We start from the raw sequence: 20,868 nt of genomic DNA on the forward strand, positions 1-20,868 counted from the left end.
CTTTCCTCCGCATATGTACCCCCTTGGCCTTTCCGGAAGGACCGTCGGATGCGTCTCCCCCGTCCCACCACGTCCAGGGTCGCGCTCGCCGCGACCGCCGCCGCTGCCGTCACCGCGACGCTGCTCGTCCCCACCTCGGGCGACGCGGTCGCGGCCGCCCCGGCGGATCCGAACATCCCCACCGTCTGCGAGGACCGCGGGCCCGAACCGGTCGACCCCAAGTCGTACGGGATGCAGCTCGACAAGAGCTTCCTGCACCCCTCCCTCACCCCGCTGGACGAGGAGAACCCGCACCCCTTCCCGGGGCGCAACGCGGAGTACGACACGAAGTCGTACAGCAAGAACATGAAGGTCGAAGCGGCTTACGAGGGTGCGGACTTCACCCCGGACTACTTCCACACCTGGCAGAACGTCGTGGACTTCCACGGCCGCCGCTACCTCTTCCAGTACGACCGGTCCGAGGGCCGCGTCTACGACGTGACCGACGTGAAGAAGGTCAAGGTCGTCGAGAAGCTGACCCGTGCGGACGTCGGCGGCGACGAGTCGAAGGCGAGCAAGGACTGGGCGGCCGGAGACTACTGGGGCGGGTCCACGATCCAGTGGAACAAGAAGCTCAACGCCTATGTGATGGTGGTGAGTTTCGAGGACAAGCGGCAGATCAGCGAGCTGACGGACGAGCCCGGCCACGACAAGTACGGCAACCCGGAAGGCGTCGCGAAGCTGCGGGCCAAGAAGGGCCTGAAGGGCTTCAAGGTCTACCGGCTGGACGGGCCGCGCAAGAAGGACTGGAAGCTCCTGTCCACCGTCTCGACCGACTCCACGCAGCGGGACCCGCTCAAGAGCGACCTCGACAAGCCGCAGCAGGGCTCGGGTTCGCTGGACGTGCCGTACTGGACCGGCGGGAAGTACATGTTCCTCGCGGTCGCGCCCAATGACTCGTACGCGAACAACGAGTACCCGACGAACCTGCACTCGGCGGGCTACCAGTCGTGGGACATGTCCGACCCGGCGCACCCGAAACTGCTCGACACCTGGCACCTGCCGGGTCAGGTCACCGGCGAGTCGGCCGCGTACAAGACCAACCCGCGCTGCGGGAACCGGACCAGCTGGATGGGCGCGCGGATGCCGCTCTTCGTGCCCAAGTCGCCTGAACAGGGCGGGCGTTATGCATTCGCCGTGCAGGGCGGGCTCGGGCTCACCGTCATCGACATCTCGAACCCGGCGAAGATGAAGACCGTCGGGCACCTGGACCTGCCGTCGTCGGTGGCGGGCACCGAGGGCGACAACGTGGACGTGTCGCAGTACGAGAAGACCGGCATGGTGTACGTCTCCGGCTACCCGCTCACCGAGGACTGCTACGAGCCGTACAAGGAGATCTTCCAGGTCAACGCGAAGGACCCGGCGAACCCGCGGATCGTCGGCCGGCTGCCCCGCCCGACCCCGCCGAAGACTGCCTCCTTCACCGACTTCTGCCAGCGGCGCGGCAGCTTCGGCCCCAAGCGGACCGGCTACTACACCAACCCCGGCAAGCACGACGCGGGCGTCCTGAGTTACGGCTTCTACAACGCGGGCGTGCAGTTCTTCGACGTGACGAAGCCTCAGAAGCCCGAGATCGAGGCGTACTTCGTGCCGAAGGCGTACGGCAAGGACACCCCCGAGTACGCGTACGGCAACCAGACGCACGGCGTGTACGTCGAGTGGGACCGCAACATCGCGTGGGCGCTCACCAACCACGGCATCTACGCCCTGTCCGCCCCGAAGGTGCTCGGCAAGCCGAACCTCGGGCGGCCGGACGCCCCCTTCCGCAACAGCCAGCCGTGACCCTCTCCCCTTCCCGAAAAGGACCGATCCCCATGCGCAGAAGCACCGTCGCCCTGCCCGCACTCGCCGTCTGTTCGGCCCTGCTGGTCTCCGCCTGCGGCACCCGCTCCGAGGCCGGTGCCACGCCCGGCGGCGCGGCCGCCGGCGAGACCACCGTCGTCATCGGCTTCGACGGCCCCCTGACCGGCGACCTGTCCGCCCTCGCCATCGGTGCGAAGAACGCGGCCCAGCTCGCCGTCGACCAGGCCAACAAGAACAAGTCCGTGCCCGGTGTGAAGTTCGCCCTGAAGTCGCTGGACGACCAGGGCCAGCCCGGCACGGGACAGCAGAACGCGACCGCCCTGACCGGCGACAAGCAGGTGCTCGGCGTGGTCGGCCCGCTGAACTCGGGCGTCGCCAAGTCCATGCAGATGATCTTCGAGACGGCGAAGCTCGCCGTGGTCTCCCCGGCGACCACCAGCCCCGGCCTGACCCAGGGCGACAACTGGGCCAAGGGCACCAAGGAGCGCCGCTTCACGACGTACTTCCGCACGGCGACCACGGACGCCGTGCAGGGCCCCTTCGCCGCCCAGCACATGCACGACACCCTCAAGCTGACGAAGGTCTTCGTCGTCGACGACAAGAAGGCGTACGGGGCGGGCCTGGCGGCCACCTTCACCGACGAGTTCAAGAAGCGCGGCGGCCAGGTCGTCGACACCGACCAGATCAACTCGGGCGAGAAGGACTTCTCCTCGGTGATCAACAAGATCAAGTCCTCGGGCGCCCAGTTCGTCTACTACGGCGGCGAGTACCCGGACGCGGGCCCGCTGACCGGCCAGCTGAAGAAGGCGGGCGTGAAGATCCCGCTGGTCGGCGGCGACGGCATCGCGGACGCCAACTTCGTGAAGCTCGCGGGCGGCGGCGCGACCGGCGACTACTGCACGACGGTCGGCGCGCCTCTGGAGGAGGGTGCGGCGGGCAAGACCTTCGCCGCCGCGTACAAGGCGGCCGCCTTCAAGGACCCGTACGGCGCCTACGGCGGCTACGCCTACGACTCGGCGACCACGCTGGTCGAGGCCGTGAAGGCGGTCGTCGCGGCCAACGGCGGCAAGGTGCCGGCCGACGCCCGCGCCAAGGTCACCGAGGCGGTGCAGAAGGTCGCCTTCGACGGGGTGACCGGCAAGGTCTCCTTCGACGAGTTCGGGGACACCACCAACAAGCAGTTGACGGTCAATCAGGTGAAGGACGGCGCGTGGGCGCCGGTCACCAGCGGCACCTTCACCGCCAAGTAGCCAGCTCCCTCTATCTGTTCACCACTTCCACGGAGGCGTTGCAGTGCACGAACTGCCGCAAACGCTGGCCAACGGCCTTCTGCTCGGCTCGATGTACGGGCTGATCGCCATCGGTTACACGATGGTCTACGGCATCGTCCAGCTCATCAACTTCGCCCACGGCGAGGTCTTCATGACCGGGGGCTTCGGCGCCCTCACCGCGTTCCTGATGCTGCCGAGCGGTGTGTCGTTGTGGCTGGCTCTGCCGGTGATGCTGCTCGCCGCCGTACTGGTGTCCACGTCGGTGGCGGTCCTCGCGGAGCGGCTGGCCTACCGGCCGCTGCGCGGGTCGTCCCGGCTGGCGCCGCTGATCACGGCGATCGGTCTGTCGATCGCGATCCAGCAGATGGTGTGGGCCTGGTACCCGGACGCCAAGCAGGCCCGGACCTTCCCCCATCTGCCGGGCGGGCCCTACGAGTTGGGTCCGGTCACCGTCCAGACCGGGGACGTGTTCCTGGTGGTGGCCGCCGTCCTGTCGATGCTGGCGCTGATGTGGTTCGTACGGAGCACCCGCACCGGGCGCGCCATGCAGGCCACCGCGCAGGACCCGGACACCTCGCGGCTGATGGGCATCAACACCGACCGGATCATCGTCACCGCGTTCGCCATCGGGGCGGCCTTCGCCGCGCTGGCGGCGGTGGCGCACGGGCTGCGGTACGGGCAGGTGGACTTCCGGATGGGGTTCATCACCGGGCTGAAGGCGTTCACGGCGGCCGTGCTGGGCGGCATCGGCTCGATCCAGGGCGCGATGCTGGGCGGTCTCGCACTGGGGCTCGCGGAGGCGCTGGCGGCGGGTTACGTGAAGTTCCTGCCGGGTCTTGAGCTGTTCGGGGGCGGGGCGTGGGCGAACGTGTGGGCGTTCGTGCTGCTGATCGTGGTGCTGCTGATCCGGCCGCAGGGCCTGTTCAGCAAGCTGACGGCGGACAGGGCGTGAGGGGGATGAACACGGTGACTCGACTGACCAAGACGGCCCCGGCCGCGCCCGTCGTGCAGGAGGTCTCCCCCGCGCGGCCCGCGTCCCTGGGCCGGGCTCTCGCGGCGGCGGGCGGGGCACTGACCGCCGCGTCGACGCTGGTGGCATGGACCTGGACACCGGCCTTCCCGGGCGACCTCACGGTCAACGGGTGGCCCGGCGGGCTCCAGGTGCTCACGCTGGCCTCCGGGCTGCTGACGGTGCTGGCCGCGCTGGGTGCGTACGGGGTACGGGGCTTCCGGTGGGCGGTGCCGGCCGGGGCGACGACGGCGCTGCGGCTGTTCGCGCTGGGCGGTCTGGCCGTGACGTGGTTCGCGGTCGGGGCGATCTCCTGGACGCTGGGCGGGTCGATCAACGTGGAGCCGGGCGGCTGGTTCGCGGCGGCGGCCTCCGTGGTGCCGGTGGTGGGGGCCTTCCTGCTGCCGCAGGACCCGCGGGTGCCGCTGAAGCCCCGTCAACTCCCTTCGTGGGCCGAGCTGTTGTTGATCGCGGCGGCGGCCGGTGCCGGGCTCCTGGTCTTCACGTACGGGATCGGGACGGAAGGGGAGCTGTTCGCCGGGTTCCTGATCACCGCGGGGTTCGCGGCGGCGGGGCTGGCCAAGGCGGGGCTGCTCGCACGGCTGACCGGGCTGACGGCCCGCCACCGTACGACAGCGTCGGCGGCGACCCTCGTGGCGGCGATCGCCTTCCCCTTCACCGGGTCCGACGAGACGTACATGTCGGTGGGCGTGAACATCCTGATCTTCGCGACGGTCGCGCTCGGCCTGAACGTGGTCGTGGGTCTGGCCGGACTGCTCGACCTCGGGTACGTCGCCTTCCTCGGCGTCGGCGCGTACACGGCGGCCCTGGTCTCCGGGGCCTCGGCCTCCGCGCTCGGCATCCATCTGCCCTTCTGGGCGGCGGTGTTGGCGGGCGGGCTGGTCTCGATGTTGTTCGGTCTGCTGATCGGCGCGCCGACGCTGCGGGTGCGGGGCGACTACCTGGCGATCGTGACGTTGGGCTTCGGCGAGATCTTCCGTATCGCCGTGAACAACCTCGACGGGAAGTCCGGGCCCAACATCACCGGCGGCCCCGGCGGCATCCCCAACATTCCCGACCTGTCCCTCTTCGGCTTCGACTTCGGCGCGACGCATGTGATCGCCGGGGTTCCGCTGGGCCGGTTCGCCAACTACTTCCTGCTGATGCTGCTGGTCACCGCCGTGGTGGTGGTCGTCTTCCAGCGCGTCGGCGAGTCGCGGACCGGGCGGGCGTGGGTGGCGATCCGGGAGGACGAGACGGCGGCGACCGCGATGGGCATCAACAGCTTCAAGCTGAAGCTGATCGCGTTCGCGCTGGGCGCGGCACTGGCCGGCGTCGCGGGCACGGTGCAGGCGCACGTGTCGTACGCCGTGGTGCCCGACCCGTACCAGTTCGCGGGCGCGGTGCCGCCCAACTCGGCCTTCCTCCTTGCCGCCGTCGTCCTCGGCGGGACGGGCACGGTCGCGGGCCCGCTGATCGGGGCGGCGCTGCTCTACCTGATCCCGATGAAGCTGCAATTCATGCAGGACTACCAGCTGATGGCGTTCGGCATCGCACTGATCCTGCTGATGCGGTTCCGGCCGGACGGACTGGTCGCGGACCGGCGCAAGCGCATGAACGACGAGGCGGCGGGAGCCACGGCATGAGTGACGAGTACGTGTTGGACGCGACCGGTGTCACGATGCGCTTCGGCGGGCTGACCGCCGTGCGCGGGGTCGACCTGAGGGTCGGCAGCGGCGAGATCGTGGGCCTGATCGGCCCGAACGGGGCAGGCAAGACCACCTTCTTCAACTGCCTGACCGGCCTGTACGTCCCCACCGAGGGCACCGTCCGCTACCGGGGCACGGTCCTGCCGCCCAAGCCCCACCTGGTGACGAAGGCCGGCATCGCCCGCACCTTCCAGAACATCCGGCTCTTCGCCCACATGACTGTCCTGGAGAACGTCCTGGTCGGCCGCCACACCCGCACCAAGGAGGGCCTGCTGTCGGCTCTGCTACGCGGGCCGGGCTTCCGGCGCGCGGAGGCCGAATCGCGGGAACGCGCCCTGGAACTTCTGGAGTTCACCGGGCTCGCCGCCAAGGCGGACCACCTCGCCCGCAACCTCCCCTACGGCGAGCAGCGCAAGCTGGAGATCGCCCGGGCCCTGGCGAGCGACCCCGGCCTGCTCCTCCTGGACGAGCCCACCGCCGGAATGAACCCCCAAGAGACCCGCGTCACCGAGGAGTTGGTGTTCGCCATCCGCGACCGAGGCACGGCGGTCCTGGTCATCGAGCACGACATGCGCTTCATCTTCAACCTCTGCGACCGGGTCGCCTGCCTCGTCCAGGGCGAGAAGCTGGTCGAGGGCACGGCCGACGTCGTACGGGGCGACGAGCGCGTCGTCGCCGCCTACCTGGGCACCACGGAAGGGGCCGCCGCGTGACCGCTCTCCTTGAGGTCGAGGACCTCCGCGTCTCGTACGGCAAGATCGAAGCCGTGAAGGGGATCTCCTTCCGGGTGGACGAGGGCCAGGTCGTCACCCTCATCGGCACCAACGGCGCGGGCAAGACGACCACGCTCCGCACCCTCTCCGGCCTCCTGAAGCCGACCGGCGGCCGGATCTCCTTCGACGGCCATCCCCTCGCGGGCGTCCCCGCCCACAAGATCGTGGCGCTGGGCCTGGCCCACTCCCCCGAGGGCCGGCACATCTTCCCGCGCCTCACCATCACGGAGAACCTCCAGCTCGGGGCGTTCCTGCGCAACGACAAGGAGGGCATCGCCAGGGACATCCAGCGGGCGTACGACCTCTTCCCGATCCTGGGCGAACGCCGGAAGCAGGCGGCGGGAACCCTCTCCGGCGGCGAGCAGCAAATGCTTGCCATGGGAAGGGCGTTGATGTCCCGCCCCAAGCTCCTCATGCTGGACGAGCCCTCGATGGGCCTCTCCCCGATCATGATGCAGAAGATCATGGAGACGATCGCTGAGCTGCGCTCGACGGGCACGACGATCCTGCTCGTCGAACAGAACGCCCAGGCCGCCCTCTCCCTCGCCGACCGGGGCCACGTCATGGAGATCGGCAAGGTCGTCCTGTCGGGCACGGGCCCGGACCTGCTCCACGACGAGTCCGTGCGGAAGGCCTACCTGGGCGAGGACTGAGTGCTCGGAGCCCCCTCCCGCAGGGCGAGGTGCCGGGTGGCGTACGAGCGCCAGGGGCGCCAGGCTTCCTCGTCGGGGGATTCCGGGAGCGTCACGTCCGGGTCGCCCAGGGCGCGCATCCGGATCAGGGCCGCCGTGCGGGCGTCCAGGTCAGGGATGGCGGCCAGGGCGCGGGCCGTCTCCTCCCGGTCGGCTCCCGGGTCGAGTCGTACGGTTCCCAGCGCGAGCGCGGTGGCCAGCGGCCCGGCGTCGGGCTCGCCGGTCAGGGCGTCCGGGGCCGGGAAGAGCAGGTCGAGGGTGCCGCAGGGGTGGGGGTGAGCCTCCCCGTAGGCCTCGACGAGCGCTGTGGCGCGCTCCCGGCCGATCCTCAGCCGTACCGCGCACTCGTCGGGATCGGCGGCACCCGGCGAACGGAGGCCGGGGCGCGCCTCCACGAGGCGGGTGAGCCGGGGGTCGCTGCCGAGGCGCTCGTCCACGGCGTACGGGTCGGCGTCCAGGTCGAAGAGGCGGCGCAGGCGCTGGACGGCGGTGGTGAGGTCGCGGAGGTCGGAGAGGCTGATGCGGGCGTCCAGCCAGCCGGGGCGGGGGGCTTCGTCGACGGAGACCGTCCCTGTGCCGTGCGGCAGCCGCAGCGTCCGCCGGTAGGTGCGCGTGCCGGGCTCGCCCACTACCTCCTCGATGCGGGGCACGGCTTCTGCCGCGAGGAGGTCGAAGGTCTCGCGGGCGGCGTAGGGGCCGCGGTAGGCGAGGCGGAGGGGGATGCCGGCGAGGAGGGGGTGGGCGGGGGCGGACGGGGCGGAAGTGCCCTCCGCCGGACGTGCGCCCCGCTCAGCCCGCAGTTCGCTCGGCGTGCGGGCGTAGATCTTGCGGACCGTGTCGTTGAACTGGCGCACGCTCGCGAAGCCCGCCGCGAAGGCGATGTCCGTGACCGGGAGGGGCGTGGTCTGGAGGAGGACCCGCGCCGTGTGCGCCCGCTGGGCGCGGGCCAGGGCGATCGGCCCCGCCCCCAGTTCCGCCGTGAGCTGCCGCTGGACCTGCCGGGAGCTGTAGCCCAGGCGGGAGGCCAGGCCCGGGACGCCCTCCCGGTCGACCACCCCGTCCGCGATCAGCCGCATCGCCCGCCCGACGGCGTCGGCCCGTACGTTCCACTCCGCCGACCCGGGCACCGCGTCCGGCCTGCACCGGCGGCACGCCCGGAAGCCGTTGCCCTGGGCGGCGGCGGCCGTGGGGAAGAAGCGCACGTTGGCCCGCTTGGGGGTGACCGCCGGGCAGCTCGGGCGGCAGTAGATGCCCGTGCTGGTCACCGCGAAGAAGAACACCCCGTCGAACCGGGCGTCGCGGCTGCTCACGGCCTCGTAGCGGGTGTCGTCGTCAGCGCTCATGCCTCCCAGTGTGCGCCGCGCACCGCCCCCGGGCTCGCGGGATTCGGACATCGAGCCCGGGGGCGGGAGCGCCTACGGTTCGGGGATCAGCTCCACGTACGACACCCCGGGCATCGGCAGCTCGAAGACGACCGGTCCACCCCCGTGGGCCCGCTCCCCCTCCAGCTCGTCCAGCACGTTCGCCGCCCGCAGCGCCTCCCACTCCTCGCCCTGCGGCCAGTCCGCGCTGCTGTGCTCGCGCCACACCGCCTGGATGTTGGAGTGCTGCTCGTCGATGCGGTGGTGGACCAGCCGGTACGGGACGCCCTCCGGAAGGCCCGTCACGTCCAGCTCCACCGTCCGGGTCAGCTCCCGTGCCCCGCCGGCCTGCGCCTGGTTCAGGGTGCCGTTCCAGACCAGGACCCCGATGCGCCCGTCGTCGTGCCGGGCGGCCCATGCCTCGACGCCCGCCGTGTCCCCGCCCACCGAGGCGGCCAGCTCGTGGTCGCCGAGCCGGTTCAGCAGGTCCAGCGCCCAGTACCGGGGCTTGCGCAGGTTCCCGACGGTGAGCAGCCCGAATCCGCCGTGGAAGAGCCGGGGCGGAGTGCCCAGCTCCTCGAAGTGGTCGGACGCCACCCAGTGGGCGAGCGCGTCGAGCCGCCCGGCGGAGGACTTCATGCCGTGCAGCAGGAAGGTCGCCCCGAAGGCCCCGTCGCCGATGCCGTGGAAGTGGGTCGGGGTGGGCCCCCATTCGGTCCACCACACCGGCACGTCCGCCTTGCCGTACTGGGCGAGGACGGGCCGCCAGTCGAGGGGAGCGTTCCCGTACGTGTGCGTCGTGACGAAGTCGAGAGCCGCCCCCGACTCCCTTACGTGGGCGAGGAGTTCCCGCACCCACCCGTTGGCAGCACTGGACGGGCCCCCGACCCGCAGCCCCGGGTCGACGCTCTTCACGGCGGCCGCGGTGACGTCGTACAGCCGGAAGAACTCCTCGGGCGTCCCGGACCAGAAGACTTCGAGGTTGGCCTCGTTCCACACCTCGAAGGCCCAGTGGTCGCGGACCTCCTCCAGGCCGTAGCGGTCCACGAGATGCCGGGTCAGGGCCGCCACGAGGTCGCCCCACCGCTCGTACGACGTCGGCGGCGAGACGATCGCCTCGTACCCGAAGACCGTCTTCGTCGGGTCGGACGCCAAGTCCCGTGGCATGTAGCCGATTTCGACGATCGGCCGCAGCCCGATCGAGCGGATCGAGTCGTAGACCGCGTCGACGCCGGTGAAGTCGTGCACGGGTTCGCCGTCGACCTCCCGGTACACGCCGAGGTCGTCGCAGAGGATGGCGTGCGCGCGGACCGTCTCGACGCCGATCTCGTCGTGCACCAGGCGCAGCGCCTCGGTCAGCTCGGCCCCGATCGGCCGGCCGCCCGTGGTGTCCTGACTGAGGGAGTACGAGAGGTGCTCGGACCCGATCATGTACCGCCACGGGCGCGGCAGTTGACGCTCCCTCACATCCGCGCGCACGGACACCGACACCTTCGGCGGCACCGACGGCACGACCGCCGCCGCAGCCGCGATCGGCGCGCAGAACGGTCCCGTCACGTCCATCCCCGCGACGGCCGCCACGACGTAGCGCACCGTCTCGCCCGGAACGAGGGCCGTGTCCACGAAGCGCGGCGACGGCACCTGCGGCACGTCCACGTCGCGCTGCTTGGTGGTGACGAACTCCCCTCCCCCGACCGCCTTGTGCACCAGGTAGCCGATCGCCCCGTCCACGGGCTCCCATTCGAGCGTGACGTGCCCGGCCCCGGCCCGCATCCGCAGCCCCTGCGGGGCGGCCAGGGCGACCTCGGCCACGGCCGCGACGTCGCCCGACGGTTTGTGGATCCGCTCGCGCCAGTCGGACCTGGCCTCCTCGGCCGTCGTCATGCGCGCTCCCCCGCCACGTACGGCTTGTCGCCTATCTCCGCCTGGACGCGGGCGAGTTCGGCCTCCAGCTCCGCCCGCACCTGCTCGTACGCCGGGTCGTCGTAGACGCTCTTCATCTCCCAGGGGTCGTTCTCCAGGTCGAAGAGTTCCCACTCGGGTTCCATGACCTTGTCGGAGGTGCCGGGCAGGCCGAGGCCGTCGGCGTAGTAGTAGACGAGCTTGTACCGGTCGGTGCGCACCCCGTAGTGGGCCCACACATGGTGGATGCCGTCGTCGTGCTCCCAGTAGCGGTAGTACACCGACTTCCGCCAGTCGTCCGGGAGTTCCCCCTTGAGCAGGGGCCGCAGCGACTCGCCCTGCATGCGCTCGGTGGCGGGCAGTCCCGCGTAGTCGAGGAAGGTCTGCGCGAAGTCGACGTTCATGCACAGCGCGTCGCTGACCGACCCGGCCTCGATCTCCTTCGGGTAGCGGATCACGAACGGCATCCGCAGCGACTCCTCGTACATGAAGCGCTTGTCGTACCAGCCGTGGTCGCCGAGGAAGAAGCCCTGGTCGGAGGTGTAGATGACGATGGTGTCCTCGGTGAGGCCCTTCGCGTCCAGGTAGTCGAGCAGCCGCCCCACGTTGTCGTCGACCGAGGCGACGCAGCGCAGATAGTCCTTGATGTACGTCTGGTACTTCCACAGCGCCTGCTCGTCCTGGGTCATCCCGGGCGGCAGCAGCTTCTTCAGGTCGTCCATGCGCAGGTGGTCGGCGACCCGCATCTGGGCCTCGCGGGCGGCGGTGGCGCGCCCCGAGTAGTCGTCGAAGAAGTTCTCGGGGACGGCGAGGTCGCCGTCGGTGTACATGTCGAGGTGCTTGGCGTCCGGCTCCCAGTTACGGTGCGGGGCCTTGTGATGGACCATCAGGAAGAAGGGCTTCTCCTCGTCGCGGCCGTCGAGCCACTCCTCCGCCAGGTCCGTGATGATGTTCGTCGCGTACCCCGGGATGACGCGCTGGCTGCCGTCCATGTCGATGAACACCGGGTTGTGGTAACGCCCTTGGTCGGGGACGACCGTCCAGAAGTCGAAGCCGCGCGGGTCGTGGTTCTCGCCGTGCCCGAGGTGCCACTTGCCGACGATGGCGGTCTCGTACCCCGCCTCCTTGAGCATGCCCGCGACGGCCGGCTGCCGGGAGTCGAACTCGGTGGAGAGCGTCTGCACGCCATTCACGTGGTTGTAGGTGCCGGTGAGGATGGTCGCCCGGCTGGGTGCGCACAGGGAGTTGGTGCAGAAGCAGTTGTCGAGGCGCATGCCGCCCTCGGCGATGCGGTCGATGTGCGGGGTCTCGTTGATGTTGCTGCCGTACGCGCTGACCGCGTGCGCGGCGTGGTCGTCGGCCATGATGAAGAGGATGTTGGGGCGGCGGGGTGCGCTGTCGCTCTGCTGGTCGGGCACGGTGCTCTCTCTCGTGAGGGTGGTGAGGGGTACGGGGAGCCCGCACCCGGTGTCGGCCGGATGCGGGCTCCCCAGCGGCGGGCTACTTCTCGGCGGTCAGCGCCCAGAGGTGCAGCTCCACCAGGGCGGGGTTGGCGCCGGTCGCCTTGGCGACGGAGACCGACTTGACCTCCTTGGCGGGGTCGACGGCCAGGGAGTGCACGTTGATGTGTGCCCCCGTGTCCTTGGCGCCGGAGCCGTTGTAGCGGTACTTCGTCTTGATCGCGACGGGCTGCTTCCCGGGCTGGAGCCAGTCCGCGAACTCCATCGGGATCGTCTGCGTCGTCCCGTCGGTGTACGTCACCGTGGCCGACGTCTTCCCCTCGCGCCCGTAGGCGGCGGACGCGAGCAGGTGCAGCTTGCGGTACTTGCCCGGGGTGACGGGCAGCGCCTGGCCTGCGGCGATCAGGTTGTTCTTCTGGCCGTCCACATCACCGGACCCCCAGTTGAACGGGATCTTCTGCGGGCTGGTGAAGACTCCCGCCGTGGGCAGTTCCTCGGCCGGGTAGGCGGAGCCGCCCTTGCCGAAGAGGCCGTCCTTGGGGTTGGCGGCGGTGGCGATGGCGTCGTTGTCGTACAGCGGCGCGAGGTCACTGCGCTGCATCTCGCCGAGCACCGACAGTCCGGCCGAGGCCGGGAACTCCTCGCCCCGCACCCGCGAGGAAATCTGGATGCGGTAGTCGCCCGGCGCCAGCTTCGCCGCGAGCTTGACGTCCGCGGTGAGGGTGACACGGGTGTGCGGGGCGAGCGTGGGGGTCTTCAGCCAGGTGGAGAAGGAGCCGGGCACGGAGACCTTGGTGTAGCCGCTGGGGATGGTCTTGTCGCTCCGGTTGGCGAACTCGACGGGCAGCTTGATGCGCTCACCCGCCGACGCGGTCAGGTCCGGGGCCTTCACGCCCAGCATCGTCGCCCTGTCGGCGCGGTAGCCGGGCTTGGCGATGCGGAAGCTGTACGCACTGTGCTGGCCGGGGTCGGCGAGCTGCGAGGTGTCGACGCTCAGCGAGCCGTCGGCGTTCTTCGTCCAGGGCAGCGCCTTGCCGCTCCTGTCACCCAGGAGCCGGATCTCGTCGCCCTTCGCCAACGGCACCTGCGCCGTCAGCTTCAGTTCCTTCCCGGGCCACTTGAGCGCGGTCGCGTAGAACGCCTCCGGCTGCGTGGTGAACCGTACGGGCACATTCGCGCCCTTGTCCTCGGCCTGCGTCCAGTAGCGGGAGCCGTAGATCGCCTCGCCGTTGGTCTTCAGCCAGCCGCCGAGGTCGCGGACCCGCTCCTCCTGGGTGGGGTCCATGGTGCCGTCGGCCTTGGGGCCCATGTTCAGCAGCAGGTTGCCGTTCTTGGCGACGATGTCGACGAAGCTGGCGACGAGGTCGGCGGAGGTGAGGTAGTCCTCGGGCTTCTCCTCCGCGTTGTAGCCGTAGGAGCGGCCGATGCCCCGGCTGGCCTCCCACTTCTCCGGCTTGATGGTGGGCTCGACGGAGTATTCGGGGGTGGTGAAGTCGTACGGCACGTTGGTGCCGCAGCGGTTGTCGACGGCGACTTCCTTGGGCTGCGGGCGGTTCTTCGCCCGGTTGAAGAAGTAGGCGTTGAACTCCTCGCTGTTGTTGACGTTCTCCAGACCGATGTCGCACCAGATCAGGTCCGGGTCGAAGCGGTCCACCAGCTCCTTCAGCTGCGGGAACTGATGGTCCTTCACATAGCTGTCGATGGGCTTGTACCCGGTGTAGGGCACCGGCTCCTTGGTGAACGGGTTCTTCGGAGCGCCCGCACCGAACCAACCCCCGCCGATCTTCGGCATCTTGGGGTTGTACCACTCGGGCATCGAGTAGTAGAAGCCGGTCTTGAGGCCGTAGTTGCCCCGCTTGCCCTCGTCGACCAGCTCCTTGACGAAGTCGCGGCCGGGGCCCAGCTTCACCGTGTTGCGGTCGCTGGTCGCGGTGTCCCAGAGGGCGACGCCGTCGTGGTGCTTGGTGACGAGGGTGTAGTACTTCGCGCCGCCGTCCTTGAAGAGCCCGAGCCACTTCTTGGCGTCGAACTTCTCGGCCTTCCACTCCTTGACGAAGTCGTCGTAGGGCTTGGCCTTGCCGTACTTCTCCACGTGGTGCTTCTGCGCCGGGCTGTCCGCCCGGTTCATCTCGCTCCAGTACCACTCGGAGTACGGGCTCCCGGCCGGGCGGCCCTCCTTGGTGGCGTACGCGGGGACGGCGTACGCGCCCCAGTGGATGAAGATGCCGAGCTTGGCGTCCTCGAACCACTGCGGAACGGGGTGCTTGGCCAGCGACTCGTAGGTGGGCTGGTAGTCGGGCGTTCCGTCACCGACAGGCTTGGCCTGTACGGCGGTCGGTGCGGCCAGGGCGAGGGCGGCGATTCCCGCCACCACCGCCACGGCATGTCTTCTGCGGATGCGTGTCACGAGTGCGACTCCCACTTCTCCAGGCCGAGCAACGGCTTCAGTACGGTCGTGGCTTCACCGGCGGCGAAGTAGCCGCGCAGCTTGTCGCCGGTCAGGGCGTTGCCGAAGGAGGCGAGCAGCATGCCCTGGTCGAGGGCGAGGTAGCGCTTGGAGACCTTGCCGGACTTGACCGCGACGGCGTCGTAGAAGCCGCCGGGCCCGTACGCGTCGAAGTCGGCGCGCAGCTTGGCGAGGTTGTCCAGGGCGGCCTTGGGCTCGTACCGGTAGGCGAGCGCGGCGGCGTGCGGGGTGACGACTCCGTCGCCGTACGACGTCGGGGCGGGCTTGCCCTCGCGGCAGCCCTCGAAGCCGCCGTCGACCTGGGTCTTCTCCTGGTCGGAGGTGTAGCCGTCGGCGGCCATGCCGATGGCGTCCACTCCGTACTCGCGGTAGCCGCCGTTCGGGTTGTTGGACGGCGAGAAGCCCCAGTACCCGTACTTGGCCTCCTCCATCCCGTGCGCGATCTGCGCCTTGACGAAGACGGGGTGGTTCTTGCCCCAGCTGTCCGGCGCCCACTTGTTCTCGGGCACCACCAGGTCGTTCATCAGCTCCTCGAACATGGAGCCGCCCCAGTTCGGCATGAGCTTCATGCCGCGGTAGCTGTAGGTGCCCTCGAAGACGGGGGCGCCGAGGTAGGTGTGGGTGGTGCCGGTCGGCTTCTGCTCCTGCCAGGCCCAGGCGCAGGTGGGCTGGAAGCCCCGGTTGCCGCCGAAGTAGTGGACGGGCGGGATCTGACCGGAGGCGATGCCGACGTAGGAGACGATGCGGGTCTCGCCCATGGCGCCGTAGTTGTGGCAGGTGTACTGGACGTCGGGCTTTCCGTCGCCCGCGTAGTTGCCTGCCACGGTGCAGGTGCCGTCGGTGGGCTTGGTGGGCCAGAAGCCGCCGCGCATCAGGCCGGCCGGGCTGCCGGGGGTGGCGTCGACGTTGTTGTAGAAGTACGTCCACTTCATGCGGCCGAGGATGGTCTGCGCCTGCGTCTTCGCCTCGGGGACGGCCGTCCGTACGACCATGAGCGCCGAAGCCAGCCACGCGTTGTCGACACTGGACAGGAACGGCTTGACGACGTTGCCGTTGCCCGGCCAGGTGGTGAGCGTGTGGCCGGTCTTGGGGTCGAACCAGTTGTAGTACATGCCCGACGCCTCGTGGTGGTCCATCGTGGCGAGCGTGCCGAGCACCTTCTGCACCCGGGCACGGGCGTCGGCGGCGGTGATCAGGCCGAGGTCGCGGGCGGTGACCGCGCCCCACAGGTACATGCCGATGTTGGTGGGCGAGGTGGTCGCGGAGCGGCTGGCAGCGCTCAGGTCGCCGCCGATGTTGTCGGCGGGCAGGCCGGTCGCGGGCTCCACCATGGCGTCCATCGACTTCCAGGTGTCCACCGCGTACGCCCGGACCGTCGCCGCGTCGTCCTCCTTGAAGGCAGGGGTACGACGGTCCTGGCTGGCGAAGCGCTCCTTGGCGATGACGTCCTTGACCCGGTACAGGCCGACCGGGTCGCTGCCCCGCACGAAGCCGTCGCGCAGGGAGTTGCCGGTGAGGGCGTTGCCGAGGGCGGCCATCACCATGCCCTGGTCGAGGGTGAGGTACTCGCGGGACACCTTCTTCGACTTCACGGCGACGGCGTCGTAGAAGCCGCCCGCCCCGTACACGTCGAAGTCCTTGCGGAGCTTGGCGAGGTTGTCGAGCGCGGCGCGGGGCGCGTAGCGCAGGGCGAGGAAGGAGGCGTGCGGGGTGACGACGCCGTCGCCGTACTTGGCGGGCAGCGGCTTGCCCTCGCGGCAGCCCGTGAAGCCGGGGTCGCGGGTGGTCTTCTCCTGGTCGGAGGTGTAGCCGTCGGGGTCCATGCCGATGCCGTCGACGCCGTACGCGCGGTAGCCCCCATTCGGGCTGTTCGACGGGGAGAAGCCCCAGTACCCGTACTTGGCCTCGTCCATCCCGTGCTCGATCTGGGACTTGACGATCAGCGGGTGGTTCTTGGCCCAGCTCTGCCTGCCCCACTTCTCCTCGGGCACGAACAGGTTGGGCATCATCGCCTCGAACATGGAGCCGCCCCAGGCGGGCATGACCTTCATGCCCCGGTAGTCGTAGGCCCCCTCCCAGACCTTGACCCCGTCGTAGGTGCGCCAAGAGCCGGTCGGCCTGGTCTCCTGCTTGCACTCGGTGTCGGCGAAGGAGCGGTTCTGCCCCCAGTACGCCTGGCGCGGGACCTGGCCCAACGCCATGGCCACGTACGTCACTTGGCGGGTCTCGCCGAGCGCTCCGTAGAAGTGGCAGGTGTAGCCGACACCCCGCTTCTTGACGGTGCAGACGTTCGGGGCGGTCTCGGTGGTGTAGAAGCCGCCGCGCATCAGGCCGCCGCCCTTGTTGGCGCCGGTGGCGTTCGCCTCGTAGAACCAGCGGAAGTCCATCCGGTCGAGCAACGGGCTTATCTCGCGCCGCAGTTCCGGGAAGGCGTCCTTGACGACCATGAGACCGGTGGCGGCCCAGGCGTTGTCGACGCTGGAGACGAAGCGGGCCTCGGGGGTGGCGTCGCGCAGCTTGCCGGTGTACGGGTCGTACCACCGGTAGAACATGCCCGATTCCTGGTGGCGGTCGAGCCTGCCGAGCGCCTTCAGGGTGCGCTGCACCCGCTCGCGGGCCTGGCCCCGGCTGATGAGCCCGGTCTTCCAGGCGGTGGTGGCGCTCCAGAGGTACGTGCCGAACGGGGTCGGCCCGGTCTGGTGGACGCGGTTCTTGAGGTCGCCGGTGATGGAACTGGCGGGCAGCCCGGTCTCCGGGGAGATCAGCGCCTCCAGGGACTTCCAGGTGTCGGCGGCGTACCCCTTGAGGGTCGAAACGTCTTTGTACGTCAGGGAGTTCGGGTCGACGGGCCGTCGGGCCTCCTGGGCGCGGGCCTCGGCAACGGGCGGCGCGCTCAGGCCGGTGACGGCGACGGCGGTGGTCAGGGCGGCGGCCAGTAACAGTCTGAGCCGGCCGGGTCTGCGGAGGAAGGGCGGTCTGGTCATTTGAGTCCCGTCGTAGCGATGCCTTGGACGAAGTGGCGCTGGAAGTAGACGAAGACGGCGATGATCGGCAGCACGAGCATCGAGGCACCCGCGAGGAGCAGGCCGTACTCGGCGTTCTGGTGGTCGAGCGAGTAGAGCGCGACGCCGACCGGAAGGGTGTAGAGGTCCTCGCTCTGGGCGACCACGAGCGGCCACAGGAAGCTGTTCCAGGAGGCGAGGAAGGTGAGCAGCCCGAGGGTGGCCAGCGCGGGGCGGCACAGCGGCAGGATGATCCGGAAGAAGATCCGGAACTCCCCCGCGCCGTCCACGCGTCCGGCGTCGATGAGGTCGTCGGGCAGCCCCTGGATGAACTGCCGCATGAGGAAGACGCCCATGGGGGCGGCGAGTCCGGGCAGGATGATGCCCGCGTAGCTGTCGACCAGGCCGAGCGAGGCGACGACCACGAAGGTCGGCACGAGCAGGGCGATGCCGGGGATCATCAGCTTGGAGAGCACGAGCCCGAAGATGAACTTCTTGCCCGGGTAGTCGATCTTCGCGAGGGCGTAGCCGAGCATCGAGCAGAACAGCAGGTTGCCCAGCGTCGTCACGGTGGCGACGAAGACGCTGTTGAACAGGAACTGCGGGATGTCCAGCTTGTCGAGCAGGATGCTGAAGTTGTCGAAGCCGGGGGTCTCGGGGAACCAGGTCGGCGGGTCGGCGTAGATCTCCTTCTCGGTCTTGAAGGAGCTGAGCACCATCCAGACGAAGGGCGCGCACACCACGACCAGACCGGCCGCCAGCACCACGTACACCCAGCGCTGACCGCGCTCGGGGCGGTCGGGGGTGATCTCCTGCGGGGGCCGGTCGCGGCCGGTGTCGATCCGCAGGGACATGGGGGTGCTCATGGCTTCTCCCGCAGCAGCCGGAACTGGATCAGGGTCAGCCCGGCGATCAGGATGAACAGGACGTAACTCATCGCGGCGGCGTACCCGTACTGGCCGGTGCCGAAGGCCTCGTAGATCTGGTAGGCGATCGAGGTGGTCGAGTCCAGGGGCTCGCCCTGGGTCATCACGAACGGCTCCTCGAAGAACTGGAGGTTGCCGATCATCGAGATGACGACCATGAAGAGCATGGTGGGCCGCAGCATCGGCAGCGTGATGTACCGGAAGGCCTGCCACTTGGTGGTGCCGTCGAGGGTCGCCGCCTCGTACATCTCCTTCGGTACGCCCTGGAGCCCGGCCAGGAAGATCACCATGGCGAAGCCCATGTGCCGCCAGACCGCCATGCCGATCAGGGCGGGTATGGCCCAGGTGGTGGAGTTCAGCCAGTCGGGGCCGTCGATGCCGACCCAGCCGAGGGCCGTGTTGATCAGGCCCATGTCGTCCTTGAGCAGGTAGTTCCAGACGACGGCGACGGCGATGATGCTGGAGACCACGGGCAGGTAGTAGCCGACCCGGAAGAAGGTCTTGAAGCGGGCGATGCCGGAGTTGAGGGCGACGGCCAGGGCCAGGCCGAGGACCAGGGTGAGCGGGACGCTGACGGCGGTGAAGTAGAAGGTGTTGCCGATGGCCTTCCAGAACACCTCGTCGGACAGCAGCCGGGAGTAGTTGTCGAGCCCGGCGGGGTCGACGGCGAGCGGGTCGCGCAGGTCGGTGGAGCGCATGTCGGTGAAGCTGATCGCGATCGACGCGATCACCGGCACCAGTTCGAAGACCGCGTACAGGACGAGGAACGGCAGGGAGAACGTCCAGCCGGCCCAGGCCCGCCGGGTGCGGGCCGTGGCCCGCACCCGCCCGCCCGCCGGCCGGGACTTCGGGGAGTTCGGCGGCGTCGCCGGCTCCCCGGTCCTGGCCAGCGTGGTGGAGGTCATGGTCAGTTGCCCGTTCCGATGGCGTCGGCCTTCTTCTGCATCTCCTTGGCGGCGTCGGCCGGGGACAGACCGGCCTTGACGACCTTCTCGACCGTCGACTCGATCATGGTGTTGACCTGCTCGAAGGTCTGGATGGCCGGGGGCGCCTTGGCGTCGGTCATCTGCTTGCCGAAGGCGGCGTTGTTCGGGTTGTCCTTCAGCGGCCCCGACTCCCAGGCGGCGGGCACGCTGGGCAGGTCCTTCTGGATGTCGTACCACTTCGACTGGACCTTGGCGTCGGTCAGCCAGTTGACGAACTTCCAGGACGCGTCACGGTTCTTGGCGGACTTGAAGACGGCGAGGCCCGCGCCGCCCGCGAAGGAGGTGCGCTTGGCGGCGCCCGGCACCATCGAGACGGCGAACTCCTTCTCGAAGCCCGCACCGCCGAGCTTGGCGAACTGGGAGACCATGAACGGGCCGTTGAGGTTGTAGCCGAGCTCGTTCTTGGTGAACCAGCGCTCCGGGTCGCCCTCCGCGAACGCCTTCGGGGCGATCTTCTCCTCGAAGAAGGACTTGTAGTACGTCAGCGCCTTGACGGTCTCGGGGGTGTCCAGCGTGAACTTCTTGCGGCCGGCGTCCATGATGTCGCCGCCCTGCTGCCAGATCAGCGGCAGCAGCACCTGGCCGGAGCCGAGGCCGCCCGGCGGGATGAACAGGCCCCACTTGGCGCCGCCCTTGGTCTGTGCCGCCTTGGCGGCGGCCTTCAGCTCCTCCCAGGTCTCCGGGGCCTTGGTCACCCCGGCCTTGCTCAGCACCTTGCTGTTGCCGAAGAGGGCACGCACGTCGACGTACCAAGGCACCGCGTACATCTGGTTGTTGACGGTCATCGGCTCGACGGAGGCCGGGTAGAACTTGGCCTTGTCGACGAGCGTGGGCACCGGGTCCAGGGCGCCCGTCTTGGCGAACTCCGCCATCCAGGTGGTGCCGACGAGCGAGATGTCCGGGGTCTTGTCGGCGGCGATGGCACCGGCCAGCTTGTCGTGCGCGGCGCTCCACGGGATCGCCGTGACCTTGATCTTGGTGCCCGGGTTCGCCTTCTCGAAGTCCGCCGCCAGCTTGGGCAGGTTGTCGCCCTCGCCGCCCATCGCCCAGACGGTGATCTCGCCCTTCGCCGCGCCCGCGTCGACGTCCTTGGCCTTGTCGTCCTTGCCCGTGTCGGACCGGCCGCACCCGGTGAGCGTGAGAGCGGTGGCGGCGACCAGGGCGGTCCCGAGGGTGATCAGCTGACGACGTCTCACGCGGAGCTCCTTGAGTTGTCCGACAAATCGGAGGGTGCGACAAGTTGGAAGCGCATACAAGTGGCTTTACAGCCGTTCGGGGCGCGAGTTTGGCACCGAGTGGTCGGACCTGTAAAGGCTTTTCACTGGCCCGACATCCCGGCGACGCAGACTCCTGCTGGGGCTGCGGGGCTCCTCGGCAGCCCCTCAACATGGCGAAAGGGGCACCGAGTTGCCTCGATGCCCCACTCAACTGCCGGGAACGCCCCGGGTCTTGCCTGCGTCACGTGCGT

General features: G+C 69.5%; 14 protein-coding genes. 6 read left to right on the forward strand and 8 right to left on the reverse strand.

Annotated features, from left to right (window positions below):
* The first annotated feature begins 48 nt into the window (after positions 1 to 48).
* Genes IE269_RS12375 through IE269_RS12400 form a run of 6 tightly spaced genes read left to right on the forward strand, consistent with a single transcriptional unit; the run spans position 49 to position 7,257 of the window.
* On the forward strand, positions 49 to 1,821 hold the full coding sequence (locus tag IE269_RS12375) for an LVIVD repeat-containing protein (protein WP_189822923.1): 1,773 nt from the start codon (positions 49 to 51) through the stop codon (positions 1,819 to 1,821).
* Positions 1,822 to 1,853: 32 nt separating this feature from the next.
* Complete coding sequence (locus IE269_RS12380) at positions 1,854 to 3,092, forward strand: branched-chain amino acid ABC transporter substrate-binding protein (protein WP_189822924.1); 1,239 nt, start codon at positions 1,854 to 1,856, stop codon at positions 3,090 to 3,092.
* 43 nt (positions 3,093 to 3,135) lie between these two features.
* Positions 3,136 to 4,065 carry a branched-chain amino acid ABC transporter permease gene (locus IE269_RS12385; RefSeq protein WP_189822925.1) on the forward strand — a complete coding sequence of 310 codons (930 nt, stop codon included), beginning with the start codon at positions 3,136 to 3,138 and terminating at the stop codon, positions 4,063 to 4,065.
* 5 nt (positions 4,066 to 4,070) lie between these two features.
* Complete coding sequence (locus IE269_RS12390) at positions 4,071 to 5,768, forward strand: branched-chain amino acid ABC transporter permease (RefSeq protein ID WP_189822926.1); 1,698 nt, start codon at positions 4,071 to 4,073, stop codon at positions 5,766 to 5,768.
* A complete protein-coding gene (locus tag IE269_RS12395; RefSeq protein ID WP_189822927.1) occupies positions 5,765 to 6,544 on the forward strand; it encodes an ABC transporter ATP-binding protein in 780 nt (259 codons plus the stop codon). Before IE269_RS12390 ends, IE269_RS12395 begins: the two co-directional genes overlap by 4 nt.
* Positions 6,541 to 7,257, forward strand: a complete 717-nt coding sequence (locus tag IE269_RS12400) for an ABC transporter ATP-binding protein (RefSeq protein ID WP_189822928.1) — start codon at positions 6,541 to 6,543, stop codon at positions 7,255 to 7,257. Before IE269_RS12395 ends, IE269_RS12400 begins: the two co-directional genes overlap by 4 nt.
* Here the strand turns inward: IE269_RS12400 and IE269_RS12405 are convergent.
* The 8 genes from IE269_RS12405 to IE269_RS12440 form a co-directional block, all read right to left on the reverse strand.
* Positions 7,239 to 8,690, reverse strand: coding sequence for a DNA-3-methyladenine glycosylase 2 family protein (locus tag IE269_RS12405; protein ID WP_189822929.1), 1,452 nt, complete (start codon positions 8,688 to 8,690; stop codon positions 7,239 to 7,241). The two genes, IE269_RS12400 and IE269_RS12405, sit on opposite strands and share 19 nt — an antisense overlap.
* 21 nt (positions 8,691 to 8,711) lie before the next feature.
* Complete coding sequence (locus IE269_RS12410) at positions 8,712 to 10,541, reverse strand: GH39 family glycosyl hydrolase (protein ID WP_189822930.1); 1,830 nt, start codon at positions 10,539 to 10,541, stop codon at positions 8,712 to 8,714.
* Complete coding sequence (locus IE269_RS12415) at positions 10,538 to 11,977, reverse strand: sulfatase family protein (RefSeq protein WP_229897595.1); 1,440 nt, start codon at positions 11,975 to 11,977, stop codon at positions 10,538 to 10,540. The genes IE269_RS12410 and IE269_RS12415 overlap by 4 nt, the downstream gene beginning before the upstream one ends.
* 82 nt (positions 11,978 to 12,059) lie before the next feature.
* A complete protein-coding gene (locus IE269_RS12420; protein WP_189822931.1) occupies positions 12,060 to 14,426 on the reverse strand; it encodes an alpha-L-fucosidase in 2,367 nt (788 codons plus the stop codon).
* Positions 14,423 to 17,470: a glucoamylase family protein gene (locus IE269_RS12425; RefSeq protein ID WP_189822932.1), complete on the reverse strand. Its 3,048-nt coding sequence runs from the start codon at positions 17,468 to 17,470 to the stop codon at positions 14,423 to 14,425. The genes IE269_RS12420 and IE269_RS12425 overlap by 4 nt, the downstream gene beginning before the upstream one ends.
* Positions 17,467 to 18,354: a carbohydrate ABC transporter permease gene (locus tag IE269_RS12430; RefSeq protein ID WP_189822933.1), complete on the reverse strand. Its 888-nt coding sequence runs from the start codon at positions 18,352 to 18,354 to the stop codon at positions 17,467 to 17,469. The genes IE269_RS12425 and IE269_RS12430 overlap by 4 nt, the downstream gene beginning before the upstream one ends.
* Positions 18,351 to 19,319 (reverse strand): carbohydrate ABC transporter permease, encoded by a 969-nt coding sequence (locus tag IE269_RS12435; RefSeq protein WP_189822934.1) that lies wholly within the window; start codon positions 19,317 to 19,319, stop codon positions 18,351 to 18,353. The genes IE269_RS12430 and IE269_RS12435 overlap by 4 nt, the downstream gene beginning before the upstream one ends.
* 2 nt (positions 19,320 to 19,321) lie before the next feature.
* Positions 19,322 to 20,596 (reverse strand): extracellular solute-binding protein, encoded by a 1,275-nt coding sequence (locus tag IE269_RS12440; RefSeq protein WP_189822935.1) that lies wholly within the window; start codon positions 20,594 to 20,596, stop codon positions 19,322 to 19,324.
* Positions 20,597 to 20,868: the final 272 nt, after the last annotated feature.

Source organism: Streptomyces spiroverticillatus, assembly GCA_014650415.1.
In the GTDB taxonomy this organism is placed as follows: Bacteria; Actinomycetota; Actinomycetes; order Streptomycetales; family Streptomycetaceae; genus Streptomyces; species Streptomyces spiroverticillatus.